This window comes from Phytobacter palmae (genome assembly GCF_039409775.1).
Lineage (GTDB): Bacteria > Pseudomonadota > Gammaproteobacteria > Enterobacterales > Enterobacteriaceae > Phytobacter > Phytobacter palmae.
Window position 1 is genome coordinate 359,984 of the sequence record NZ_JBCIVJ010000002.1, and the last position, 25,187, is coordinate 385,170.

A 25,187-nucleotide genomic window follows, 5' to 3' on the forward strand; every position below is an offset into this window, starting at 1 on the left:
GTCTTTGTCCTCAGGCTTAGTTATCCGGCCATGGTAGAGCAATACAACTCTTCTCTCAATGCATCTGATAACCTAGAATCAGAGGCTTGTAATCGGATTAAGAAGACCGTATGACGCCAGAAACCCGCCCTTTCAACAGCAAAATGCCTGCGCGCATTTTAGTGATAAAGCTACGCCACCATGGCGATATGCTGCTGATTACGCCCGTTATTCAGACACTTCGCCAGCGCTATCCTGACGCTAAAATCGACGTTTTGCTGTATGAAGAGACGCGGGATATGCTCGCTGCCAACACCGATATCCATCGCATTTACGGCATTGACCGGAAATGGAAAAAACAGGGACAGCGACATCTGATCGCTATGGAGTGGAGGCTGCTACGGACCTTACGCAAGCAACACTACGATCTGGTACTTAATCTGGCCGATCAGTGGCGCAGCGCCATCGTCACTCGCTTTACCGGCGCACCTCGCCGTATCGGTTTTGATTTCCCGAAACGCCGCCACCCCTTTTGGCGTTTTTGCCATACGGACCTGGCCTCCACTCAGGCCCATAATAGCCTGCATACGGTCCAGCAAAATCTCTCTATTCTGGCGCCGCTGGGTATAGAGGTACAAACTGCCCCGGCAAAAATGGGCTATAGCGAAGCGGACTGGCAAACCTGCAAAGCGTTATTGCCAGAAGAGCTAACCGGTGGCTACATCGTGGTACAACCCACCTCACGCTGGTTCTTTAAATGCTGGCGAGAGGATCGCATGAGCGCGGTGATTAACGCACTCTCGGCTGACGGGTACACCGTCGTCCTCACCTCTGGCCCGGACGCCAAAGAGAAGCAGATGGTCGATACTATTATCGCAGGCTGCCAGGATGCGCGTCTGGTCTCGCTGGCAGGAAAGCTAACGTTACGCCAGCTCGGTGCGCTGATTGACCATGCCCGCCTGTTTATTGGTGTCGATTCCGTACCGATGCATATGGCCGCCGCGCTGAATACGCCGCTGGTTGCCTTGTTTGGCCCCTCTAAACTGACTTTCTGGCGTCCCTGGCAGGCTCAGGGCGAAGTCATTTGGGCAGGAGACTATGGCCCGCTTCCCGATCCTGATGCGATTGATACCCGCACAGATGAACGCTACCTGGATTTAATTCCTGAGGAAGACGTTATCGCCGCGGCAAGAAGGGTTTTAGCATGAGTAAATTTCGCCTGGCGCTGGTAAGACAGAAATACCGCCCCGATGGCGGCGCGGAACGTTTTGTCTCCCGCGCGCTGGAAGCGCTTGATAGCAGCAATCTCGAACTGAATGTCATCACCCGTGAGTGGCAGGGACCGGTAAAGCCGGACTGGCACATTCATATCTGTAATCCCAGTAAATGGGGGCGCATCAGCCGCGAACGCGGATTCGCCAATGCCGCAAGAGCACTCTGGGAAAGCAAACAGTTTGACCTTGTGCAAAGCCATGAGCGCATCCCTGGCTGCGATTTGTATCGCGCTGGCGATGGCGTGCACCGCCGCTGGCTCGAGCAACGCGCGCGTATTCTTCCGGGCTGGAAACAAGCCTTGCTGTTCGCTGATCGCTATCACCGCTATGTCATGAATGCTGAACGCGAGATGTATCAGCATGACCATTTGCGCGGCGTCATTTGCAACGCTGAGATGATAAGACAGGAGATCATTGCGGATTTCGGCCTGCCGGCAGATAAAATCCACGTGATTTACAACGCCATCGATAATCAGCGTTTCATGCCGCCGGATGAAGAAACCTTAACGACTCTGCGCCAACAGCACGGGATTCCTCTACAGGCAACCTGCCTTGTTTATGTCGGTTCGGGCTTTGAGCGTAAGGGACTCGATGCCGCCATTCGCGCTATCGCCCCCACGGATCGCCACCTTTTCGTTGTGGGTAAGGATAAAGATCAGCGTCGCTACGAATCTCTGGCGGTATCGCTGAATTGTGCCAGCCGGGTGCATTTCTTCGGCATGCAAACAGAAACGCTACCGTTCTACCAAATGGCGGATGGCCTGCTACTGCCAACCCTTTACGATCCGTTCCCCAATGTCATTCTGGAAGCAATGGCCTGCGGTTTACCGGTTATCACCACGACCGGTTGCGGCGGCCAGGAGTTCATTGTGCAGGGGCAGAATGGCTACGTATGCGATGCGCTGGATATTCCCGCATTGCAGGATGCCGTTATGGCGCTCCCCGCACGCGCGTCAGGTTCCAGTGAAGGGCAGCATGCCCGGGAACGCATTTTGTCCTGCACCGCCGAGCGTCTGTCGACGCAATTACTTGCCCTTTACCAGAAGCTGGTGAAATGACCATGCGCATACTGTTTATCATTGATGGATTACCGGGCGGCGGCGCCGAGAAAGTCGTTTTGACGCTTGCAGAGACTTTTTTGCGTCAGGGCGATGAGGTATCACTCTTCTCACTGCGCGACGTCTGCGAATATCCTCTGCCTGAAGGGCTGGATTACCGGCTTATCGCCGATAAATGTCGTAAGCCCTGGCGTAAGCTGGTGGAGATTTCTCGTCGTGCGCGCCAGCTTGACGATGCGGTCGTTGATGCCGAGCGGTCTGGCCGTTTCGATCTGGTGTTATCTAACCTGCATAAGACCGATCGCATTGTGTCGCGCAGTAAAACGCTGCGCTCGCACAACCTGTGGTTCTGTCTGCATGGTGTGTTTTCAACTTCTTATCTCGGCCACCGGACAGGCTTTGACCGCTGGCTGAAACAGCAGAAAATTAAACGCGTTTACCAGGGACGCAATATCGTCAGCGTCTCCAGCGCCGTCGGGCAGGACCTGGTCGAACAATTCGCCATCCAGCCTGCACAGTTGAAAACCATCTATAACCCATTTGATATTGCCGCGATCCGCGCAAGCGCCGAAGTCCCCTTCGAAATGGCCGGGCAGGATTACATTATTCACGTCGGGCGTCTGCATCCTGGAAAACGCCAGGACCGCCTGATTGAAGCCTATGCGCTCAGTAACATCACCGCACCGTTAGTGTTGCTCGGCCAGGGCAAACCAGAGCAGGAACAACGTTTACGCGCGCTGGCTGAAAAACTGGGCGTTGCCGACCGCGTACTGTTTAAAGGCTTTCAGAGCAACCCACATTCATGGATGAAACAGGCACGGATGCTGGTACTCAGCTCCGATAGCGAAGGCCTGGGCAATGTGGTCATTGAAGCGCTGATTCTGGGTACTCCCGTAGCCAGCACCCGCTGTCCTGGCGGCATCCCGGAGATCCTGACGGGCCCGCTGGCGCAAGGGCTTGCAGACCTCAATAGCCCTGCGCTGGCTCAGGCGATGCAAAGCATTTACACTAATCCACCGATTATTGAGCAGGCTGCGCTGGAAAAATTCAGCGTGGAGACAATCTGTCAGCAATATCGCCAGTTAGGCAAAGAATAACTGGCGCTTACCGATACCGGATCTTTTATGAGTCAAAACCCTTTACTGAGCATCGTGGTCGCGGTGTATAACGGCGGGAAATTTCTCGCGCAGTTTTTTGAATGCATTGAACAACAACAACTTGATAGCTATGAACTGATCCTGGTAAATGACGGTTCGACCGATGACAGCCTGGCCGTAATCGATGCCTGGCGCGACAGAATGCAAAACGTCACGCTGATTCAACAGGAAAACCAGGGCGTTTCCGTCGCGCGAAATTCCGGCCTTGCCATTGCGAAAGGCAAATACCTGACCTTCCCCGACATTGACGATAAGCTCTATCCTGGAATGTTCCGCACACTGCTGGAGATGGCGGAAAAGGGCAATCTTGATGTTGCCACCTGTAATGGCCGCTATGTTTACGAAAAGAAACGTGAAAGCCACCCTATTTTCCCGCCTGAGCGCTTATCTTCCACACCTGTATTACCAGGCCATGTCTGGCTGAAAACCGCGCTCGACTCGCGCAAATTTCTCCATGTCACCTGGCTGAATATCTATCGTCGGGAATTTATTACCGAACATAATTTTCATTTCGAACCGGGGTTACGCCATCAGGATATTCCCTGGACCACGGAGGTTCTGCTGGCAGCGGAGCGGGTGCAGTACACCAGTGAATCCTTTTATGACTACTACATTCACTCCGAATCGGTGTCGCACAAGCCGGACAATGACGATACGCTGATGCGCTCAGCGCGCCATTACATGAAAATTCTGGAGATGCTGGACGCCATCAATAAGCGTTACCCGGACAAGGCGCGTAACATCTCCGCCTGCCGCTGGCAAATAGCCAAAGAGGGGCTTGGCATTATTCATACGTTTGATGAAATGAAAGATGAAGCGAAAAAACGTATTATCATCAGTGAGTTTTTCGATCGCGGAATCTGGCGGCTGATTTGGACCAATGCGAGTTCATTGCGTTTACGCTGGCGTCTGGGACGCCGTTATTTCCGGATTAAAAAATACCGCGATGTTGCATAGCGTATGCTGCATTCCCGCTATGACGCTGGTTCAGTATCAATGCGCCAAAGAGATAGCTTTAAGCGGGCTAAATGCTTAGAATTTGCCCGCCGAAACTCAAAAAACGGATAATCGCTTGGAATTGTTGTATACCATCCTGCTCTACTTAATTCAGCCTCTGGTGTGGCTGCGGCTTTTACTTCGCAGCCGCAAGGCCCCGGCTTACCGTAAACGCTGGGCTGAACGCTATGGTTTTTGCCGTAATAAAGTGAAGCCGGACGGTATTTTGCTGCATTCCGTCTCCGTTGGCGAAACGCTGGCGGCCATTCCGCTGGTACGCGCCTTGCGCCACCGCTATCCCACACTCCCCATTACTGTCACCACCATGACGCCTACGGGCTCAGAGCGTGTAATGTCTGCCTTTGGCAAAGATGTCCATCACGTCTATCTGCCTTACGATCTGCCCTGCGCGATGGGTCGTTTTCTCGATACGGTCCGCCCGAAGCTGGTGATCGTTATGGAAACCGAACTGTGGCCAAATATGATTGCCGCGCTGAACCGTCGCAAAATTCCGCTGGTGATCGCCAATGCGCGCCTGTCGGAGCGTTCGGCCAAAGGCTACGGCAAACTGGGCCGATTTATGCGCCGTCTGCTCAGTAAAATCACCCTGATTGCTGCGCAAACTCAGGAAGATGGCGATCGTTTTTTGCAGTTAGGTCTGAAACGAGGCCAGCTTGCCGTCACCGGCAGCCTGAAATTTGATATTTCCGTCACCCCGGAATTAGCCGCCAGGGCCGTGACACTGCGACGCCAGTGGGCGCCTCGCCGTAAAGTGTGGATTGCTACCAGCACCCACGACGGCGAAGAGACAATAATTCTGCAGGCGCATCGTAAGTTGCTGGAGACCTTTCCTGATTTACTGCTGATCCTGGTACCACGTCATCCTGAACGCTTCCCGGATGCGCGCGAGATGGTGCGCAAAGGCGGCTTTAGTTTCATCATGAGAAGCTCCGGTGAAATTCCTTCTGGCAGTACTCAGGTCGTCATTGGCGATACCATGGGCGAGTTAATGCTGCTTTACGGTATTGCTGATATGGCCTTTGTCGGCGGTAGTCTGGTTGAGCGCGGCGGTCACAACCCGCTGGAACCGGCGGCACATGCCATTCCTGTGCTTATGGGGCCACACACATTCAACTTCAAAGATATCTGCGCACGTCTGCAGGCGGCTGACGGCCTGATTACCGTTACCGATGCCGACTCGCTGGTTAAAGAGGTCTCGACCTTGCTGACCGATGAAGATTACCGTCTGTGGTGTGGTCGCCACGCCGTTGAAGTGCTGCATCAGAACCAGGGCGCGCTGACACGTCTGCTGCAACTCCTGCAACCGTATTTGCCTCAGCGGAGCCATTAATGCCTCAACGCCTGTCGGTGGTCATGATCGCCAAAAACGCGGCAGATCTGCTGCCAGATTGCTTAGCATCAGTCGCATGGGCCGATGAAATTATCCTGCTGGATTCCGGTAGCCAGGATGCAACATCAGATGTAGCGCGTGCGGCAGGCGCAAAAGTCTTCACCGATACCGACTGGCAGGGCTATGGTATTCAGCGCCAGAAGGCACAGGGCTTTGCCAGCGGTGACTATATCTTGATGATTGACACCGATGAACGGGTCACACCGGAGCTGGCGCAATCTATTCGCGCGGTGCTTAATGCTCCGCAGCCGAATGCGGTTTACAGCATCGCCCGCCGTAACTTTTTCCTTGGGCGTTTTATGCGTCACAGTGGCTGGTACCCTGACCGGGTGACGCGGCTCTATCCCCGGGAGCACTACCAGTACAACGCCAGCCTCGTACATGAATCACTGGACAGCCATGGCGCAGCCGTTATCGAGCTAAAAGGCGACCTGCTACATTTGACCTGCCGTGATTTCGCCAGCTTTCAGCGCAAGCAACTGAATTACGCCACGGCCTGGGCGCAGGAACGTCATCAGAAGGGCAAAAAGGCTTCGCTGACGGGAATTTTCACCCATACTCTGGGGGCGTTTCTGAAAACGCTGCTGTTGCGCGGTGGCGTACTGGATGGCAAACAAGGCTGGCTGCTCGCGGTGGTCAATGCGCAGTATACTTTCAATAAATACACCGAACTGTGGGCGCTGAACCACGGTTACAGCGAGAAAGCGTAAGCGATGAGCACAAAAGCCATTTATCCCGGTACGTTTGATCCCATCACTAACGGGCATATTGATATCGTGACCCGTGCCGCCACCATGTTCGATCAGGTGGTACTGGCGATTGCCGCCAGCCCAAGTAAAAAACCGATGTTTACGCTCGATGAGCGCGTGGCACTGGCTCAGGAAGCAACCAGAGATATTCCTAACGTCACGGTGACAGGCTTTAGCGATCTGATGGCTAATTTTGCGCGTGCTCAACAGGCAAATATTTTGATTCGTGGCCTGCGTGCAGTGGCGGATTTTGAATATGAGATGCAACTGGCGCACATGAATCGCCATTTGATGCCTGACCTGGAAAGCGTGTTTCTGATGCCCTCAAAAGAGTGGTCGTTTATTTCGTCCACACTGGTAAAAGAGGTGGCGCGCCATGCCGGTGACGTCACTCATTTTCTGCCAGCCAATGTCCACCAGGCGCTGATGGACAAACTGAAATAGTCCTCTGGTAGCCCCGGATGACAGCATAAGTCTCATCCGGGCAACAAAAGAAAGCGGCTATTTCTGGCACTGACGACAATAAAAGGTCGCGCGCTGCGCATGCTTCGACGCAATAATCGGCGTACCACATACCCGACATGGTTCACCTTTACGTCCATAGACCTGCAACTCCTGCGCAAAATACCCGGGCTTGCCGTCGCTTTGCAGAAAGTCTTTCAGCGTGGTGCCGCCCTGCTCAATCGAACGCAGCAGTACCGCTTTTATCACCCGCACCAGTAGCTCACACTCCTCGCGTGACAGCGACGAGGCCAGCCTGTCAGGATGGATCCCGGCGGCAAACAACGACTCGCTGGCATAGATGTTTCCCACCCCTACCACCAGCTTGTTATCCATCAGCCATGGTTTGATGGCGGTTTTCTTTTTCGCGCATTTCTGTTGCAGGTAATCGGCGTTAAACGCCTCGCTTAGCGGTTCCGGCCCCAGATGCGCCAGAACATTGTGCCCTTCCAGCTCTTTCGTCCACAGCCAGGCCCCAAATCGTCGTGGATCGGTATAGCGCAGCACTTTACCGTTACTCATCACCAGGTCTACATGGTCGTGCTTTTCCGCCGGGAGCTCTTCGGTGAGGATACGCAGGCTGCCGGACATCCCCAGATGGATGATTATCCAGCCGTCCGGCAACTCCAGCAGCAGGTATTTGGCACGGCGCTGCACGCTGAGAACCGGTTTGTCACTCAGGCGATGAATTTCATCCGAGACAGGCCACCGAAGGCGTCCGTTACGGACAATGGCATGAACAATTTTGGCGCCGACCAGATGCGGTTCAATGCCGCGGCGGCTGGTTTCTACCTCGGGTAATTCTGGCATGGCTATTTCTCCTTATTTCCCCAATGTAATTTGAGTCACAGGAAGGCGGCAAGAGATGAATCCCGGTTGCTTACCTGAGTAAGTGGCCAGGTTGAGCGCACGCAGCTGACGCGCCTGCGGCTAAACGACGAAGGGCAAAGGGCAAAATGCAAAAAACCCCGCCGGAGCGAGGTTTTCGTACAAATAAAGCGCAAATTATTTAATTTTTGCTTCTTTGTAAAGAACGTGCTGACGGACAACTGGATCGAATTTTTTCAGTTCCAGTTTTTCCGGCTTAGTACGTTTGTTCTTCGTGGTGGTATAGAAGTGACCAGTACCAGCAGAAGAAACCAGCTTGATTTTCTCACGAATACCTTTAGCCATGATTTATTTCCTCTAAGTACTTAGTACTTTTCGCCACGGGCACGCAGTTCAGACAGAACTGTATCGATGCCTTTCTTATCGATTACACGCATACCTTTAGCAGATACGCGCAGGGTGACAAAACGCTTCTCGCTCTCAACCCAGAAACGGTGAGAGTGCAGGTTCGGCAGGAAACGGCGTTTAGTCGCGTTCAGTGCGTGGGAACGGTTGTTACCGGTCACCGGACGCTTGCCAGTAACTTGGCAGACTCGGGACATGTCTATTCTCCAAAAATCAAATTAGCTCGAGCTTCGTATGGGGTATTGGCGCCTCGTCAGGCTTTCACAGCCTGGTCTGACGGTTCTAAGCGAACTCGTGTAGCCAGGCCCAATTGCCAAACCCGAGATTCTCAAAGGTGGCGTAGTATACGCTGAGTCGGCGATGTGCTCAAGTCCCGAACAGACAAAGATCCCGATGGATCGCCCAAAGAGGTCTAAATCCAGCCCCGTTCAGCGAACGAAACGTACTCTCCACGGCCTATCACCAGATGATCGAGCACACGAATATCCATAAACTGACAGCACTTCACCACCTTTTCGGTGATGATTCTATCCGCTTTGCTGGGTTCAGCGCTACCCGAAGGATGATTATGCGCAAGGATCACAGCGGCGGCATTCACTTTAATCGCCTCTCGTACAATCTCGCGCGGATGCACTTCCACCTGATTAATAGTGCCTGAAAAAAGACGGCAATGCTTTAACACCCGATTTTGATTGTCGAGAAAGATCGCCATAAAGATCTCGCGCTCTTCGCCTGTCAGCTGGCTTTGCAGAAATTCCCGGGTTAGTTCCGGGCTTAGCAACGATGTTTCTTCCAGTAACCGTACGCTGTAATAACGCCGCGCAAGTTCAGCAATGCCTTTTAATTGCGCATATTTCGCCAACCCAATACCGTTAACGGTGGCAAAATCTTTGTAATCTGCCGAGAGCAGCCCGTAGAGTGAACCGAAGTGCTCAAGCAAGTCGCGGGAAAGCGTCATCACTGATTTCCCCTGCGTGCCGGTGCGTAAAAATAGCGCCAGTAGCTCGACATCAGTCAGCGACTCAATGCCCGAACTCATCATTTTTTCTCTGGGCAATGAGGGTAAAAAAACCATTTCCATATCAAATCCTCCCTTTTACGCACCATGCTGCCACAAGCGAAAAAGACCATCGACACGGGAACACCGCGCTTGCGTAATACCTCGCAAAGAGCACGACGGGCAAAAGCACGACAGCACCAGGATTGTGATAAAATGCCCGCCTTCTGGTGAAATCCAACAGGAAAGAGTCATGATGAGTCTGGCGGGTAAAAAAATCGTTCTCGGCATAAGCGGCGGCATCGCGGCTTATAAAGCGCCTGAATTGGTGCGTCGTCTGCGCGATCGCGGCGCCGATGTGCGCGTAGCGATGACCGAAGCGGCGAAAGCCTTTATTACGCCGCTGAGCCTGCAGGCGGTTTCCGGCTACCCGGTTTCCGATAGTCTGCTCGACCCGGCCGCTGAAGCCGCAATGGGCCATATTGAACTCGGAAAATGGGCGGACCTGGTGATTCTCGCCCCCGCCACCGCCGATTTAATCGCGCGCGTTGCCGCGGGTATGGCCAATGACCTGGTATCGACAATTTGCCTGGCCACACCTTCCCCGGTTGCGGTCGTGCCTGCCATGAACCAGCAGATGTATCGCGCCGCCGCCACGCAGTATAATTTAGAGGTGCTGGCCTCGCGCGGGCTGTTATTGTGGGGGCCCGATAGCGGCAGCCAGGCTTGCGGCGACATTGGGCCAGGCCGGATGCTGGATCCGCTGACCATCGTTGATCTCGCCGCCGCGCATTTCTCACCTGTCAACGATCTGCAACATCTGAACATCATGATTACCGCCGGCCCAACCCGCGAGCCGCTGGACCCGGTGCGCTATATTACAAACCACAGCTCCGGTAAGATGGGCTTTGCCATCGCTGCCGCAGCCGCCCTTCGTGGCGCTAACGTGACACTGGTATCAGGCCCGGTGTCGCTGGCAACACCAGCATGGGTAAAACGGATTGACGTGACCACCGCTCTGGAAATGGAGGCCGCCGTTCAGGGTCTCGCTCAGCAGCAGCATATTTTTATTGGCTGTGCCGCCGTCGCGGATTATCGCGCCGCCGCCATTGCCGGGGAAAAAATCAAAAAGCAAGGCGATGAATTAACAATAAAAATGGTCAAAAACCCGGATATCGTCGCTGGTGTCGCCGCATTGACCGGGCATCGCCCCTATGTCGTTGGGTTTGCCGCCGAAACGAATAATGTGGAAGAATATGCCCGGCAAAAACGTGCCCGCAAAAACCTCGACATGATCTGCGCCAACGATGTTTCGCAATCAAATCAAGGATTTAATAGCGACAATAACGCTTTGCATCTTTTCTGGCAGGATGGCGATAAACTTTTACCGCTAAAGAGCAAGGAACAGTTAGGTCACTTATTACTGGACGAGATCGTTACCCGTTATGATGAAAAAAATCGACGTTAAGATTCTGGACCCGCGTGTAGGTAAGCAGTTTCCCCTGCCCACTTACGCCACCGCCGGTTCTGCCGGCCTTGATCTGCGAGCCTGTCTCGATGACGCCGTAGAACTGGCGCCGGGCGCTACCACTCTGCTTCCGACCGGTCTGGCGATTCATATTGCCGATCCGTCACTTGCCGCAGTGATTCTGCCGCGTTCTGGCCTCGGCCATAAGCATGGTATTGTGCTGGGTAACCTGGTGGGACTTATTGACTCTGACTATCAGGGGCAATTAATGGTGTCCGTCTGGAATCGTGGTCAGGACAGCTTTACCATTGAACCCGGTGAGCGCATCGCGCAGATGGTGTTTGTTCCGGTCGTTCAGGCTGAATTTAATCTGGTTGAAGAGTTTGACGCCACAGATCGTGGTGAAGGTGGCTTCGGTCACTCCGGGCGTAAATAAGCAGCCCATTTAACGCATCCTGCGGCGAAATAACGCCATAACATTTCCGCAAACATCGGTTTGCGGCCGCCGCGTGGATGTTCGCCTGATAAGCGCTTATTTCAGGGGTATTTTGCAACATGGCAGAAAAACAAACTGCGAAAAGGAATCGTCGCGAAGAAATACTTCAGTCTCTGGCACTGATGCTTGAATCCAGCGATGGAAGTCAACGCATCACTACGGCGAAACTGGCGGCGTCTGTTGGCGTCTCCGAGGCCGCTTTGTACCGTCATTTCCCTAGCAAGACACGCATGTTCGATAGCCTCATTGAGTTTATCGAAGATAGCCTGATGACACGCATCAACCTGATCATGAAAGACGAAAAGGACACCACTGCGCGCCTGCGTCTGATAGTGCAACTGATTCTGGGGTTTGGTGAGCGTAATCCTGGGCTAACCCGCATTCTTACCGGTCATGCGCTGATGTTTGAACAGGATCGCTTACAGGGGCGTATCAATCAGCTTTTTGAGCGTATCGAATCCCAGATTCGTCAGGTACTGCGCGAAAAGAAGATGCGTGAAGGCGAAGGCTATGTCACTGACGAAACGCTGCTGGCAAGTCAGTTGCTGTCGTTTTGTGAAGGAATGTTGTCACGCTATGTGCGTAGCGAGTTTAAATACAGTCCGACCGATGAGTTTGAAGCACGCTGGCCATTGCTGGCGGCGCAGTTACAGTAAACGATAAGTTATCCCGGATGACGGTTAACCGCCATCCGGGCAACGCAATCGATGTACCCCCGGCAAGCACAGCGCCACAGGGGATAATATTAAACGCCGAACTCTTCCCGATATGCCCGTACCGCAGCCAGATGGTCAGCCATCTCCGGCTTCTCTTCCAGATAAGCGATCAGCTCTTTCAGGGTGACGATTGAAATCACTTTGCAACCATAGTCGCGCTCAACTTCCTGGATCGCGGAAATATCCGCCCGTCCACGCTCCTGACGATCAAGAGAGATCAGCACGCCAGCCAGCGTCGCACCGTTCGCTTTGATGATCTCCATGGACTCGCGAATTGCCGTACCGGCAGTGATCACGTCGTCCACCAGCATGACGCGGCCCTGCAATGCGCTGCCCACCAGCGTACCGCCTTCCCCATGGTCTTTGGCCTCTTTGCGGTTAAAGCAATACGGCACGTCACGCTCATGGTGCTCAGCCAGTGCGACCGCCGTAGTGGTCGCGATAGGGATACCTTTGTAAGCCGGACCAAACAGCAGGTCGAAATCAATTTTCGAATCCACCAGCGCTTCGGCGTAAAAACGGCCCAGCAACGCCAGGTCACGCCCGGTATTAAACAGGCCGGCGTTAAAGAAATAGGGGCTTTTACGCCCGGATTTCAGGGTGAACTCGCCAAACTTGAGTACCTGTTTGTTAAGCGCAAACTCAATAAACTCACGCTGATACTGTTTCATGGATTCGCTCCTCATCTTAGAACCAGCCTCATCAGGCTTATCTTGCTTGTCAGTTTAAACCCGGGCAGTACTCAAAATCCTCACGTACAACATTTACGCTGCGGTTTTTCTGTGCTGCCCGCGTGCAGACTGTCTGCTTCGATTACGCCTGATGAACAGGCTCTTTCTTTTTAATGGACAAAAAAAAGGCGACTTCTCAGTCGCCTTAAAAACTAGTTTTCCAACGCTGCTTTCTGCGTCGCGATAATCGATTCGATTCCCCCTCGGGCCAGGGCCAGCAAGGTAAGGAGTTCTTCATGGGTGAACGGCTCGCCCTCGGCAGTACCCTGAACTTCAATGATGCGGCCATCTTCGGTCATCACCACGTTCATGTCGGTTTCCGCAGCGGAGTCTTCAACATATTCCAGATCGCAAACCGCTTCGCCATTAACGATACCGACAGAAACCGCCGCCACCAGTCCTTTCATCGGGTTCGTTTTCAGCTTGCCTGCGCTTACCAGTGCGTTTAGCGCATCGGCCAGCGCAACGCATGCACCGGTGATTGAGGCAGTACGGGTACCGCCATCGGCCTGAATTACATCGCAGTCCAGGGTGATGGTATATTCGCCCAGCGCGGTTAAGTCGACAGCCGCACGCAGCGCACGAGCGATAAGGCGTTGAATTTCCATGGTGCGCCCGCCCTGTTTGCCTTTTGCCGCTTCGCGCGCGTTACGGGTATGGGTGGAGCGTGGCAGCATGCCATATTCAGCGGTAATCCAGCCCTGGCCCTGACCTTTCAGAAACCGCGGTACACCTTCTTCAAGGGTGGCGGTGCACAGCACTTTGGTATCACCGAATTCAACCAGCACGGAGCCTTCTGCGTGTTTTGTATAGTGGCGAGTCAGGGTGACGGGACGCACCTCGGTGGTGCTACGGCCTGCTGGACGCATGATGATTTCTCCGGCTGTTACGAATGTGGCTGCGCATTATACTGGCTTACCGAGGTTATTCCTATCCTGATAAGCCCGTGAAAGCTATAATCCCCGCATCTCTCCTTAAAAAACGGGAACGTCTATGATCCGCAGTATGACCGCCTACGCCCGGCGTGAAATCAAGGGTAGCTGGGGCTCTGCCTCCTGGGAGCTGCGCTCGGTAAACCAGCGTTATCTTGAAACTTACTTCCGTCTGCCGGAACAATTTCGTAGCCTGGAACCCGTGGTTCGCGAGCGCATCCGTACGCGTCTGACTCGCGGGAAAATCGAATGTAATTTACGTTTTGAACCTGACGCCAGCGCGCAAGGCGAATTGATTCTCAACGAAAAACTGGCAAAACAGCTGGTGAATGCCGCCAACTGGGTCAAAATGCAGAGCGATGAAGGCGAAATCAACCCGGTGGATATTCTGCGCTGGCCGGGCGTTATGGCTGCTCAGGAGCAGGATCTGGACGCGATTGCCGCAGAGATTCTGTCTGCCCTCGATGGCGCGCTGGACGATTTCATCCTCGCCCGCGAAACCGAAGGCCAGGCGCTGAAAGCATTAATTGAGCAGCGTCTGGAAGGCGTCAGCACCGAAGTGAAAAACGTGCGTGCGCAGATGCCGGAAATTCTGCAATGGCAGCGCGACCGCCTGGTAGCAAAACTGGAAGAAGCACAGGTACAGCTGGAAAATAACCGTCTCGAACAAGAGCTGGTGCTGATGGCTCAGCGTATTGACGTTGCCGAAGAGCTGGACCGCCTGGAGGCGCACGTTAAAGAAACCTACAACATCCTCAAGAAGAAAGAGGCTGTGGGTCGCCGCCTCGACTTTATGATGCAGGAGTTCAACCGTGAGTCGAACACCCTCGCGTCTAAGTCCATTAATGCCGATGTCACCAATTCCGCCATCGAGCTGAAAGTGTTGATTGAGCAAATGCGCGAGCAGATTCAGAATATCGAGTAACCCTGCGCCAGCGTAGTGAAAGCCCGCCCGTTGCGGGCTTTTCTGTTTTTGACATCGGCCTCCCGGCACAGCTTTACAGTACGACATCGCCCCCGGTATGGTGATTGCCAGGTTTCCACCTGTCCGGGCTTTTTTATGTCTTTATCCTCGCGACCGCTTCATACCCGTACGTGCTATCTGACCGCTATCTTATTGATACTAAGTGCCTTTGAGGTACAAGCCGGGGACATGCGTACCGTCACAGAGCCGGTCTCACCGCCGCCTTGTCAGACGCTCTATGCCAGTGGAACAGGTGACGCAACGCAGGCCATTCAGACGGCACTCAATACCTGCGCTCGCGGGAAAGTCTTACATCTGGCCGCATCAGAAAAAACAGACATCTTCTACAGCGGCCCTCTCAGCCTGCCATCGGGCGTAAGCCTGGCTATCGATAAAGGGGTTACGTTGATGGCTGTTGCCAATCCGGCCCGGTTCGACGCAGGGAAACAGACTTGCGGCACGCTGGATGATTCAGGGAAGGGTTGTAAGCCTTTTATCTGGATTAAAAATGCGGTCGGCAGCGGGATTTATGGCCAGGGAATGATTGATGGCCAGGGTGGCGCCGTCATGGTCGGGCGAAATCAGACCTGGTGGCAACTGGCAAAAGAGGCGCAAAAAAGCGACAGCAAACAGAATGCGCCTCGATTAATTCAAATTGATAATTCCAGCGATATTACGCTGTACCAGATAACACTTAAAAACGCGCCAAATTTTCATATAGTGGGCAACCGCAGCAACGGGCTGACGCTGTGGGGGATCACTATCGACACCCCCGCTTTTGCGCGCAATACGGATGGTTTTGACCCTATGGGTTCGACGAATGTGACGCTAACCCACAGCGTGATCGGCACCGGGGATGATAACGTGGCCATTAAGGCCGGGAATGCCAGTACGTCTCATATCTCCATTGTGGAGAACAAGTTTGGTTCCGGACATGGCATGTCCATTGGTAGCGAGATCAATAAAGGCGTGAGTGACGTTGACGTCAACCTTCTCACGCTGAATGGCACAACCAACGGGCTGCGTATTAAAAGTGACCGCTCACGTGGTGGCCTGGTCACCGGAGTCACCTATCGCAATATCTGCATGGAAAACGTGAAAAATCCAATTGTTCTGGACACGCGCTATGAGTCAAAAGCACAGGGAGACAGCCTCCCCGTCTTTCGTGACATTACATTTGATCAGGTGAAAGTGCTTACGCCAGGTACGCTGATATTTCAGGGAGACAGCAACAGCAACCCGATGGTGACCACCCTGAAAAATGTGACGCTTGCCAGGAATTCGGAAATACACAACAAATACGACATTATTCATGGCACCATCGCGCAAGGTGCCACGGGATCATGCCCTTAAGGTAAATGCGCGGGAACTTTACGAGGCAAACGATGACTATCATTAACGCCACAAATATCCGCAACCATAACCTGTCCGAATGCCATGAGTTCATCATCAGGATAGTGGGTAAGTCCTGGCGACGGGGCACCTCTAACCTTACCAACTGCTCCGGCTACAACATCAACCAGCATATTTATGATGGGATGACCGTTAAGGCGTATCAGGATATGGTCACCCTTAAATTTGATAAGAATGATCCACAATTTTCATTAACCAAACATCTCAGGTACGACATTGAGAAGGGATTTATTGAGCTACACGGCCCGTCGGTGTAGGCCAGGCAACTCTTTCATTTCTGCTGTGCTTCCATACGATTACGCATGTCGCTCCTGAGGATGTAGAGCCTGGTCAGCTTTTGTAAGCGGGTTGATAGTCAAACATGTCGATTCATATGCTGACTGTTACCCAGAAGGATTCCTCCAAAGACACGGCGCTAAAAGCCGACAATCCCATGTTCACCCAGCCAGGCGACCAGTGTCTGAATCACCGGGTCCTGAATAAAAACCATGACCTGACGAGCTTTCTCTGTACCTATGCCTGGCAGGCTTTGCCACGCCTGGCTGCTTCGGCCCTGCATCTGCTGCCAGTGGGTATCTCCGGCGGCCTGAATTGCTGACTTTGTTAACGGCAGGCCAAGGGCATAAACCCAGCGCACAAATGGCCGATCCCGGGCAAGCTCGAAGCGATGCCAAAGTTGCAGCCCGCGGGCAGGCGTTATTCCAGCCGTCTCCTGTAGCTGCGTTTTGGTCAGCGCCAGCCAGGAAAAGAGATGTTCAAACCGGTGCGCCTGATGCAACACACGCCAGCCCGCCTCACCCAGTCCGTCAATATTCAGCACCTGCTTTGAACTCAGCCATGTCAGCCGGGCCAGAAATTGCTCCTGACACTCCGGTGAGGCATAAAAACAGGTGAGCGGCGTGAAAACCGGGGCTGGCGGCTGCGGTTTATCGCGAACCTGCCCGCGCCAGACCACATCATCAATGCGCGGGATCCCTTGTCCTGCCAGACTTATCCGTACCCGATCGCCAGGCGCTATATCCAGCTCCTGCCAACGTCGCAGGGAACCAACATTGACCCGCTGCACACGTTTATCATCCAGCTGTATTGGTTCAAGCTGGGCCACCACGGCAATTTTGCCGGTACGTCCAACGGTAAAGCGGATGTTTTTCACTTCTGCGACATGTTCGACCGGCGGATATTTCCATGCCGCAACCCAGGCACCTTGCCCCGGAAGCCACTGTTTCCCTTCCGGTTCCTTAGCACTACGCACCACCACACCATCCGTCACAAAAGGCAGTGCGGTGGTAAACCAGCGCTCGCGGAGAGTCTCCACCTCACTGATATTGCGAACAGGCACACTGTAGCGTTCCACCCAGTCAAACCCGGCCTGGGTTAATATTTGCAGGCGCCGGGCTAAGGTCTGAGGCCCGTCCGGCCAGCTCCAGACAAAGACGTCAATCTCGTTTAACACATCCGATCCGCCTCGCCTCATCATGGCGCCCGCCACTTTAGCCCTGGCGTTCATACCGCCCATCTCTTTTTGGATGTGGCCCTCGCGCTTTAAAAACAGCTCGCCCTGTAAGACGCTGTTTGCCAGTGCGCCCGTAACGTTTTGCGGTAGTGCGGGAATACGGCGGGCATTCTCCGTCCAGTCTTCCCCCACCAGCCCATTTCCCCGGCTGATAACCTGCTCAAGTATGCCGTGGCGATAGACCAGTGTGACCGCCACGCCATCCACTTTCGGTTGTGCCCAAAGCGCTGTTTTACCCGTCATCCACTTCTGTAGCGCTTCTTTGTTACGCAGTTTATCGACCCCCGTATGCGCGACCGGGTGTCTCACTGTACCGTCGGACAGCGCTGGCGCATCATAAGGAACCTCTTGCCCAAAACAGCGCCGCCAGTTCGCAAGCTGAGCATTGAGATTATCGTAAACATCATCGCTCACGGCACTCGCGCCCTGTAACCAGTAATCCTCATTCCATTGCGCAATCTGTTTTTCCAGTTGAACTATCTCTTGCTCTGCCCGTGCTGATGTCCATACCGGGCAAGCGGCGTAACTCCATGCGCTCCATGTCATCGCACTGATAACCATGAATGTCCTTATCCACATTTCGCTATCTCCTTAACTGAATGCCGTGGGTATATCGCGACAGATGCGCATTTTCGAGACAGTAATAAAGGGTTTGCGAGGCAGGTTCCGGGGTTTTTCACCGTTTGCAGAAAAAGGGTGGTAAATCAGGGAAAAGAAGCGCAAAACGTCATTATCAACAGTAAAAAGTGTGACGAGGGCTACGTCACGTTGCGCCGTTGTGTATAATAGGCACGTATGTAAGTTTCCTTTCGCAATTCACATACAAAAGACTCTCATGGCTCAAGGCACGCTTTATATTGTTTCCGCCCCCAGTGGCGCGGGTAAATCAAGCCTCATCCAGGCTTTATTAAAAACCCAACCGTTGTATGACACCCAGGTTTCTGTTTCACACACCACGCGCGCGCCGCGTCCGGGTGAAGTGCACGGAGAACACTATTTCTTCGTTAATCATGCCGAATTTAAAGCGATGATTGACGATGACGCTTTCCTTGAACACGCCGAGGTATTTGGCAATTATTACGGCACATCGCGCGCTACGATTGAGCAAGTTCTTAAAACGGGCGTAGATGTATTCCTGGATATTGACTGGCAGGGCGCGCAGCAAATCCGCATGAAAATGCCGCAGGCGCGCAGCATTTTTATTTTGCCGCCGTCAAAAATCGAGCTGGACAGACGTCTGCGCGGTCGCGGTCAGGACAGCGAAGACGTTATCGCAAAGCGCATGGCGCAAGCAGTTGCGGAAATGAGCCATTACGCAGAGTATGATTACCTTATTGTGAATGATGATTTCGATACCGCCCTGGGCGATCTCAAAACCATTATTCGCGCCGAACGTCTGCGTATGGGCCGCCAGATGCAGCGACATGACGCTTTAATCAGCAAACTGTTGGCAGACTGAACCCACATTCAGTATCATGCCCAGTCCATCACCATCTGTGGAGCATTTTAAATATGGCACGCGTAACTGTTCAGGACGCTGTAGAGAAAATTGGTAACCGTTTTGACCTGGTACTGGTCGCCGCGCGTCGCGCTCGTCAGATGCAGGTAGGCGGAAAGGATCCGCTGGTACCGGAAGAAAACGATAAAACCACCGTTATCGCGCTGCGCGAAATCGAAGAAGGTCTGATTAACAACCAGATCCTTGACGTACGTGAGCGCCAGGAACAGCAAGAGCAGGAAGCCGCTGAATTACAAGCCGTTACCGCTATTGCTGAAGGTCGTCGTTAATCAATAAGCGGGTCGCCCTTGTATCTGTTTGAAAGTCTGAATCAACTGATTCAAAACTACCTGCCGGAAGACCAGATTAAGCGTCTTCGGCAGGCGTATCTCGTTGCACGTGACGCTCACGAGGGCCAGACACGTTCAAGTGGTGAACCCTATATCACGCACCCGGTCGCCGTAGCCTGTATCCTGGCCGAGATGAAACTCGACCACGAAACGCTGATGGCCGCGCTGCTGCATGACGTGATTGAAGATACCCCCGCTACCTACCAGGACATGGAACAGCTGTTTGGCAAAAGCGTTGCCGAACTGGTGGAAGGGGTATCAAAGCTTGATAAACTCAAGTTTCGCGATAAGAAAGAGGCGCAGGCCGAAAACTTCCGCAAAATGATTATGGCGATGGTGCAGGATATCCGCGTCATTCTCATTAAACTCGCCGACCGTACCCACAACATGCGCACGCTGGGCTCTCTTCGCCCGGATAAACGCCGCCGCATCGCCCGTGAAACCCTCGAAATTTACAGCCCCCTGGCGCACCGTTTAGGTATTCATCACATCAAAACCGAGCTTGAAGAGCTGGGCTTTGAAGCGTTGTACCCAAACCGTTATCGCGTCATTAAAGAAGTGGTGAAAGCCGCGCGCGGGAACCGTAAAGAGATGATTCAGAAGATCCTTTCTGAAATCGAAGGGCGGCTGCAGGAAGCGGGCATTCCGTGTCGCGTTAGCGGTCGCGAAAAGCACCTGTACTCCATCTACTGCAAGATGGTGCTCAAAGAGCAGCGTTTTCACTCAATTATGGATATCTACGCCTTCCGCGTCATCGTCCATGATTCTGACACCTGCTATCGCGTGCTGGGCCAGATGCACAGCCTCTACAAACCGCGTCCGGGTCGTGTTAAAGACTATATCGCCATTCCAAAAGCGAACGGCTATCAGTCTCTGCACACCTCAATGATCGGTCCTCATGGCGTTCCGGTTGAAGTGCAAATTCGCACCGAGGACATGGACCAGATGGCGGAAATGGGGGTTGCGGCGCACTGGGCCTATAAAGAGCATGGCGAAACCAGTACCACCGCGCAAATCCGCGCCCAACGCTGGATGCAAAGCCTGCTCGAACTGCAACAGAGCGCAGGCAGCTCTTTTGAATTTATTGAGAGCGTTAAATCTGATCTCTTTCCGGATGAGATTTATGTTTTCACCCCGGAAGGCCGTATCGTGGAATTGCCGGCAGGTGCGACCCCGGTCGACTTCGCCTATGCGGTACACACCGACATCGGCCACGCCTGTGTGGGCGCACGCGTTGACAGGCAGCCGTATCCTCTGTCGCAGTCGCTTTCCAGCGGACAAACCGTAGAAATCATTACCGCACCGGGCGCACGTCCGAATGCGGCATGGCTTAACTTTGTCGTGAGCTCGAAAGCTCGCGCCAAAATTCGTCAGTTGCTGAAAAACCTCAAGCGTGATGATTCGGTGAGTCTGGGCCGCCGTCTGCTCAATCACGCGCTGGGTGGAAGCCGTAAGCTGGCGGAAATTCCGCAAGAACATATTCAGCGCGAACTGGACCGCATGAAACTCGCCACGCTTGACGATCTGCTGGCGGAAATTGGTCTCGGTAACGCCATGAGCGTAGTGGTAGCGAAGAATCTGCAGCAGGGCGAAGCAGCGGCGACAACGCAAAGCACCAGTACTACCACGAGTGCCAGCGCCAGCGGCAGCCATTTGCCAATCAAAGGTGCGGACGGTGTGCTGATTACCTTCGCGAAGTGCTGTCGTCCGATTCCCGGCGACCCTATTGTGGCGCACGTCAGCCCCGGCAAAGGGCTGGTTATCCACCATGAATCTTGCCGTAACATCCGTGGCTACCAGAAAGAGCCAGAGAAGTTTATGGCCGTTGAGTGGGATAAGGACACCGCGCAGGAATTTATTACCGAAATCAAGGTGGATATGTTCAACCACCAGGGTGCACTGGCCAATCTGACAGCGGCAATCAACACCGCGTCTTCCAACATTCAGAGCCTGAACACGGAAGAAAAAGATGGCCGCGTTTATAGCGCCTTTATCCGCCTGACATCACGCGATCGCGTCCACCTGGCGAACATCATGCGCAAAATCCGCGTCATGCCGGATGTGATTAAAGTCACCCGTAACCGAAACTAGTATGTCCTACACAAAAGCATTCGAATTGCGTCGTGGCAGCAAGCGAATGACAAATCTGCCGGGAGCAAATTTGAACGCTGTTTGCAGCGGCCCAGGGATGAGCCGGGTAATCCGCAGCGACTAAAGGGGCAATTTGAAGGATGAAGTGTATATGAACGCACAACGTTATGCGCGAATCCGCGAAATGCTCGCCAGGCGTCAACCGGACCTGACCGTATGCATGGAACAGGTCCACAAACCGCATAACGTCTCCGCTATTATCCGCACTGCGGACGCCGTCGGCGTACATGAAGTTCACGCCGTCTGGCCCAGTCGTCGCATGCATACCATGCTGTCATCCGCTGCGGGTAGCAACAGCTGGGTGGAAGTGAAAACGCACCCGACCATCGGCGAAGCTGTTTCCCGGCTGAAAGCGGTGGGAATGCAGATTCTGGCAACACACCTCTCAGACAAAGCCGTTGATTTTCGCGAGATCGATTACACCCGTCCCACCTGTATTTTAATGGGCCAGGAGAAAACCGGGATCAGCCAGGAAGCATTAGATCTGGCGGATCAGGATATTATCATCCCGATGATCGGCATGGTGCAGTCACTGAACGTTTCCGTCGCCTCTGCGCTGATCCTCTACGAAGCCCAGCGCCAACGGCAAAACGCAGGCATGTACCTGCGCGAAAACAGCATGCTGCCCGATGAAGAACAGCAGCGTCGGCTGTTTGAAGGCGGTTACCCGGTACTGGCGCGCGTTGCGAAACGCAAAGGTCTGCCTTATCCCCGCGTCAATGAACGCGGCGAAGTGGATGCCGACGAAGCCTGGTGGGCCACCATGCAGGCCGCGAGATAACGCCTATGCAAGGTCGCCTGTTGGATGCCGTCCCTCTCAATACCCTTACCGGCGTTGGCGCGGCGCAGGCCAGCAAACTTGCAAAAATCGGCCTGCATACGGTTCAGGATTTACTGCTGCATCTGCCTTTACGCTACGAAGATCGCACCCAACTCTACCCTATTGCCGACCTTCTGCCGGGCATTTACGCCACGGTGGAAGGCGAAGTGCTGAACTGCAATATCACCTTTGGCGGACGTCGTATGATGACATGCCAGATAAGCGACGGTTCCGGCATTCTGACCATGCGTTTTTTCAACTTCAACGCGGCGATGAAAAACAGTCTCGCGACCGGGCGTCGCGTGCTGGCCTATGGCGAAGCGAAGCGTGGGAAATACGGCGCAGAGATGATCCATCCGGAATATCGCGTACAGGGTGATCTCAGCACCCCAGAATTACAGGAAACCTTAACGCCGGTTTATCCGACGACCGAGGGGGTAAAACAGGCGACATTGCGTAAGCTTACCGATCAGGCGCTGGATCTGCTTGCCACCTGCGCGATTGCTGAACTGCTGCCTCCAGAATTGGCACAGGGGCTGATGACACTGCCGGAAGCCTTGCGTACCTTGCATCGTCCGCCGCCGACGTTGCAGCTCGCCGATCTGGAAACCGGGCAGCACCCGGCGCAAAGACGTTTAATTCTGGAAGAGTTACTGGCGCACAACCTCAGCATGCTGGCGTTACGTGCCGGGGCGCAGCGTTATCACGCAAAACCGCTGAATCCTCAGGATACGCTGAAAAATACTCTGCTGACCTCGCTGCCATTCAAACCTACCGGCGCACAGGCGCGCGTGGTGGCAGAAATTGAACGTGACATGGCGCTCGATGTGCCAATGATGCGCCTTGTGCAGGGCGATGTAGGCTCGGGGAAAACGCTGGTAGCAGCGCTGGCAGCATTGCGGGCGATTGCGAACGGCAACCAGGTGGCATTGATGGCGCCGACCGAACTACTGGCTGAACAGCACGCCAACAATTTCCGCAACTGGTTCGAACCACTCGGCGTGGAAGTGGGCTGGCTGGCGGGTAAGCAGAAAGGCAAAGCACGCCAGGCACAGCAAGAGGCCATTGCCAGCGGTCAGGTACAAATGATTGTCGGTACACACGCCATCTTCCAGGAGCAGGTCCAGTTTAACGGCCTCGCGCTGGTGATTATCGACGAACAGCACAGGTTCGGCGTGCATCAGCGCCTGGCTCTGTGGGAAAAAGGCCAGCAACAGGGCTTCCATCCCCATCAGTTGATCATGACCGCAACGCCGATCCCGCGCACGCTGGCGATGACCGCCTATGCCGATCTCGACACCTCGGTTATTGACGAACTCCCGCCAGGCCGAACACCTGTGACCACCGTTGCCATTCCGGATACCCGGCGCAGCGAAATTATCGACCGCGTACGCAACGCCTGTATAGGGGAAGGTCGCCAGGCCTACTGGGTCTGTACGTTGATTGAAGAGTCCGATCTGCTGGAAGCCCAGGCAGCGGAAGCCACGTGGGAAGAGTTAAAGCTGGCGCTACCGGAGTTGAATGTCGGCCTGGTTCACGGACGAATGAAACCTGCGGAAAAACAGGCGGTGATGCAGGCCTTCAAGCAAGGCGAAATGCATCTTCTGGTGGCCACCACCGTAATTGAAGTGGGCGTGGATGTGCCCAACGCCAGTCTGATGATTATCGAAAACCCGGAGCGTCTGGGTCTTGCGCAACTCCACCAGTTACGCGGTCGCGTCGGACGTGGCGCGGTGGCCTCGCACTGCGTACTGCTCTACAAATCACCGTTGTCGAAAACCGCGCAAAAACGTCTGCAGGTGCTGCGCGACAGTAACGACGGATTTGTGATTGCGCAAAAAGATCTGGAAATTCGCGGCCCCGGCGAGCTGCTCGGCACACGCCAGACCGGGAATGCCGAGTTCAAAGTGGCCGATTTGTTGCGCGACCAGGCGATGATCCCGGAAGTACAGCGCATCGCCCGTCATATTCATGAACGCTATCCCCGGCAGGCCGAAGCCCTTATTGAGCGCTGGATGCCGGAGACAGAGCGTTATTCAAACGCCTGATCACTGTTTGTGATAGACGTTGTCAAAACTGACGTTCATACCGCCGCAGTAGCCGCTATCATGGACGATTAATTTGCCATTAACCAGCTGCGCCGTCCCGCTGCAAGAGTACTCCTCTTTCGGGTTTCCCCAGTGCAGTGCATTCCCTTGTGGCGTTATGGTTTCATCGAGATCGCCGGTATGGACAACTTCATACCCTGCCGCATTTTTTCCGCCATACCAGGTCGCCTGGCCGTTGACGTTAAGCTGCCCTTTTCCCGCAGACGTAATATGAATTTCATTATCACCTATTTCGGCACGCCATTTACCCGTCCACTCGGCAAGCGTCGCGTTGTTAACCGGCTGCTTTTCTAAGGTCTTAGTTGGCATCCAGCCGACAAACTCATGTTTTTTCCCCGAGTACCAGACGCAGCTCCAGCCCGGCACTTCCTGAGCCACCAGTACCGTGTCACCCGCCACCAGATACGGTTTTGTTGCGCAGGTTTCACCCTGACCCGGGCAGCCGTCATCATCGCGATAAAAATGCACTTTTGCATCGCCATCCGCTTTTACTTTCGCCTGGTTAAATACGCCTGGCCAGGTGGGGAAATAGCCGTTACGGCAGCTGTGCAGATCGTATTCGTCAGCAAGACACCCGGCAGAGAAAAAGGCCAGAGCGAGCACTATTTTTCCTTTCATATCAATCCCTAATTTTTAATTATCATGCGCGATTGCCGATGATTTTAGCATTGC

26 protein-coding genes are annotated in these 25,187 nt (G+C 54.0%); 18 read left to right on the top strand and 8 right to left on the bottom strand.

Annotated elements, in window-relative coordinates; genetic code table 11:
• The first annotated feature begins 110 nt into the window (after positions 1–110).
• From rfaQ to coaD, 7 genes are all read left to right on the top strand, one after another.
• A complete protein-coding gene (rfaQ, locus tag AAIG39_RS04320; protein WP_343193260.1) occupies positions 111–1,187 on the top strand; it encodes a putative lipopolysaccharide heptosyltransferase III in 1,077 nt (358 codons plus the stop codon).
• Entirely contained in the window at positions 1,184–2,311 is a 1,128-nt protein-coding gene (locus AAIG39_RS04325; RefSeq protein ID WP_343193261.1) for a glycosyltransferase family 4 protein, read from the top strand. The genes rfaQ and AAIG39_RS04325 overlap by 4 nt, the downstream gene beginning before the upstream one ends.
• 2 nt (positions 2,312–2,313) lie before the next feature.
• On the top strand, positions 2,314–3,408 hold the full coding sequence (locus tag AAIG39_RS04330; protein WP_343193324.1) for a glycosyltransferase: 1,095 nt from the start codon (positions 2,314–2,316) through the stop codon (positions 3,406–3,408).
• A gap of 27 nt (positions 3,409–3,435) precedes the next feature.
• Positions 3,436–4,425: a glycosyltransferase gene (locus tag AAIG39_RS04335; RefSeq protein WP_249569543.1), complete on the top strand. Its 990-nt coding sequence runs from the start codon at positions 3,436–3,438 to the stop codon at positions 4,423–4,425.
• A 115-nt stretch (positions 4,426–4,540) separates the two neighbouring features.
• Positions 4,541–5,815, top strand: a complete 1,275-nt coding sequence (waaA, locus tag AAIG39_RS04340; RefSeq protein WP_090083596.1) for a lipid IV(A) 3-deoxy-D-manno-octulosonic acid transferase — start codon at positions 4,541–4,543, stop codon at positions 5,813–5,815.
• Positions 5,815–6,585: a glycosyltransferase family 2 protein gene (locus AAIG39_RS04345; RefSeq protein ID WP_343193262.1), complete on the top strand. Its 771-nt coding sequence runs from the start codon at positions 5,815–5,817 to the stop codon at positions 6,583–6,585. Before waaA ends, AAIG39_RS04345 begins: the two co-directional genes overlap by 1 nt.
• 3 nt (positions 6,586–6,588) lie before the next feature.
• The gene (gene coaD / locus AAIG39_RS04350; protein ID WP_090083593.1) at positions 6,589–7,068 is read left to right on the top strand and encodes a pantetheine-phosphate adenylyltransferase; all 480 of its coding nucleotides are present in this window, start codon (positions 6,589–6,591) and stop codon (positions 7,066–7,068) included.
• Between the two features lie 57 nt (positions 7,069–7,125).
• On the opposite strand, the gene mutM is transcribed toward coaD, so the two are convergent.
• The 4 genes from mutM to radC all read right to left on the bottom strand — a co-directional run bounded on the left by mutM (position 7,126) and on the right by radC (position 9,433).
• Positions 7,126–7,935, bottom strand: coding sequence for a bifunctional DNA-formamidopyrimidine glycosylase/DNA-(apurinic or apyrimidinic site) lyase (mutM, locus tag AAIG39_RS04355; RefSeq protein ID WP_343193263.1), 810 nt, complete (start codon positions 7,933–7,935; stop codon positions 7,126–7,128).
• A 195-nt stretch (positions 7,936–8,130) separates the two neighbouring features.
• Positions 8,131–8,298: a 50S ribosomal protein L33 gene (rpmG, locus tag AAIG39_RS04360; protein ID WP_003024094.1), complete on the bottom strand. Its 168-nt coding sequence runs from the start codon at positions 8,296–8,298 to the stop codon at positions 8,131–8,133.
• A 20-nt stretch (positions 8,299–8,318) separates the two neighbouring features.
• On the bottom strand, positions 8,319–8,555 hold the full coding sequence (rpmB, locus tag AAIG39_RS04365) for a 50S ribosomal protein L28 (RefSeq protein ID WP_002436699.1): 237 nt from the start codon (positions 8,553–8,555) through the stop codon (positions 8,319–8,321).
• Between the two features lie 215 nt (positions 8,556–8,770).
• Positions 8,771–9,433 (bottom strand): RadC family protein, encoded by a 663-nt coding sequence (gene radC / locus AAIG39_RS04370; RefSeq protein ID WP_249569556.1) that lies wholly within the window; start codon positions 9,431–9,433, stop codon positions 8,771–8,773.
• Positions 9,434–9,611: 178 nt separating this feature from the next.
• Between radC and coaBC the strand changes: the two genes are divergently transcribed.
• The 3 genes from coaBC (at position 9,612) to slmA (ending at position 11,975) form a co-directional block, all read left to right on the top strand.
• Complete coding sequence (gene coaBC, locus AAIG39_RS04375; protein ID WP_343193325.1) at positions 9,612–10,823, top strand: bifunctional phosphopantothenoylcysteine decarboxylase/phosphopantothenate--cysteine ligase CoaBC; 1,212 nt, start codon at positions 9,612–9,614, stop codon at positions 10,821–10,823.
• Positions 10,801–11,259: a dUTP diphosphatase gene (gene dut, locus AAIG39_RS04380; RefSeq protein WP_039080113.1), complete on the top strand. Its 459-nt coding sequence runs from the start codon at positions 10,801–10,803 to the stop codon at positions 11,257–11,259. Before coaBC ends, dut begins: the two co-directional genes overlap by 23 nt.
• Before the next feature lie 119 nt (positions 11,260–11,378).
• Positions 11,379–11,975, top strand: a complete 597-nt coding sequence (gene slmA / locus AAIG39_RS04385) for a nucleoid occlusion factor SlmA (RefSeq protein WP_090083587.1) — start codon at positions 11,379–11,381, stop codon at positions 11,973–11,975.
• 89 nt (positions 11,976–12,064) lie between these two features.
• On the opposite strand, the gene pyrE is transcribed toward slmA, so the two are convergent.
• Together pyrE and rph are read right to left on the bottom strand one after the other, a co-directional pair.
• Complete coding sequence (gene pyrE, locus AAIG39_RS04390) at positions 12,065–12,706, bottom strand: orotate phosphoribosyltransferase (protein WP_090083585.1); 642 nt, start codon at positions 12,704–12,706, stop codon at positions 12,065–12,067.
• 212 nt (positions 12,707–12,918) lie between these two features.
• Positions 12,919–13,635: a ribonuclease PH gene (gene rph, locus AAIG39_RS04395; RefSeq protein WP_090083584.1), complete on the bottom strand. Its 717-nt coding sequence runs from the start codon at positions 13,633–13,635 to the stop codon at positions 12,919–12,921.
• A 124-nt stretch (positions 13,636–13,759) separates the two neighbouring features.
• Between rph and AAIG39_RS04400 the strand changes: the two genes are divergently transcribed.
• The 3 genes from AAIG39_RS04400 to AAIG39_RS04410 all read left to right on the top strand — a co-directional run bounded on the left by AAIG39_RS04400 (position 13,760) and on the right by AAIG39_RS04410 (position 16,332).
• Positions 13,760–14,623, top strand: a complete 864-nt coding sequence (locus tag AAIG39_RS04400) for a YicC/YloC family endoribonuclease (RefSeq protein WP_249569547.1) — start codon at positions 13,760–13,762, stop codon at positions 14,621–14,623.
• A gap of 135 nt (positions 14,624–14,758) precedes the next feature.
• Entirely contained in the window at positions 14,759–16,015 is a 1,257-nt protein-coding gene (locus AAIG39_RS04405) for a glycoside hydrolase family 28 protein (RefSeq protein ID WP_425503247.1), read from the top strand.
• A 32-nt stretch (positions 16,016–16,047) separates the two neighbouring features.
• Positions 16,048–16,332: a hypothetical protein gene (locus AAIG39_RS04410; protein ID WP_090084071.1), complete on the top strand. Its 285-nt coding sequence runs from the start codon at positions 16,048–16,050 to the stop codon at positions 16,330–16,332.
• Positions 16,333–16,490: 158 nt separating this feature from the next.
• Here the strand turns inward: AAIG39_RS04410 and ligB are convergent, their stop codons facing one another.
• Complete coding sequence (ligB, locus tag AAIG39_RS04415) at positions 16,491–18,167, bottom strand: NAD-dependent DNA ligase LigB (RefSeq protein WP_343193265.1); 1,677 nt, start codon at positions 18,165–18,167, stop codon at positions 16,491–16,493.
• A 256-nt stretch (positions 18,168–18,423) separates the two neighbouring features.
• On the opposite strand from ligB, the gene gmk reads away from it, so the two are divergent.
• The 5 genes from gmk to recG all read left to right on the top strand — a co-directional run bounded on the left by gmk (position 18,424) and on the right by recG (position 24,455).
• A complete protein-coding gene (gmk, locus tag AAIG39_RS04420) occupies positions 18,424–19,047 on the top strand; it encodes a guanylate kinase (protein WP_090083578.1) in 624 nt (207 codons plus the stop codon).
• A gap of 53 nt (positions 19,048–19,100) precedes the next feature.
• Positions 19,101–19,376, top strand: coding sequence for a DNA-directed RNA polymerase subunit omega (gene rpoZ, locus AAIG39_RS04425; RefSeq protein WP_000135058.1), 276 nt, complete (start codon positions 19,101–19,103; stop codon positions 19,374–19,376).
• An 18-nt stretch (positions 19,377–19,394) separates the two neighbouring features.
• Positions 19,395–21,527 carry a bifunctional GTP diphosphokinase/guanosine-3',5'-bis pyrophosphate 3'-pyrophosphohydrolase gene (gene spoT, locus AAIG39_RS04430; RefSeq protein WP_090083577.1) on the top strand — a complete coding sequence of 711 codons (2,133 nt, stop codon included), beginning with the start codon at positions 19,395–19,397 and terminating at the stop codon, positions 21,525–21,527.
• A 151-nt stretch (positions 21,528–21,678) separates the two neighbouring features.
• Positions 21,679–22,368, top strand: a complete 690-nt coding sequence (trmH, locus tag AAIG39_RS04435; protein WP_090083575.1) for a tRNA (guanosine(18)-2'-O)-methyltransferase TrmH — start codon at positions 21,679–21,681, stop codon at positions 22,366–22,368.
• A 5-nt stretch (positions 22,369–22,373) separates the two neighbouring features.
• Entirely contained in the window at positions 22,374–24,455 is a 2,082-nt protein-coding gene (recG, locus tag AAIG39_RS04440; protein WP_343193266.1) for an ATP-dependent DNA helicase RecG, read from the top strand.
• Here the strand turns inward: recG and AAIG39_RS04445 are convergent, their stop codons facing one another.
• Positions 24,456–25,133, bottom strand: coding sequence for a hypothetical protein (locus AAIG39_RS04445; RefSeq protein WP_249573111.1), 678 nt, complete (start codon positions 25,131–25,133; stop codon positions 24,456–24,458).
• Positions 25,134–25,187: the final 54 nt, after the last annotated feature.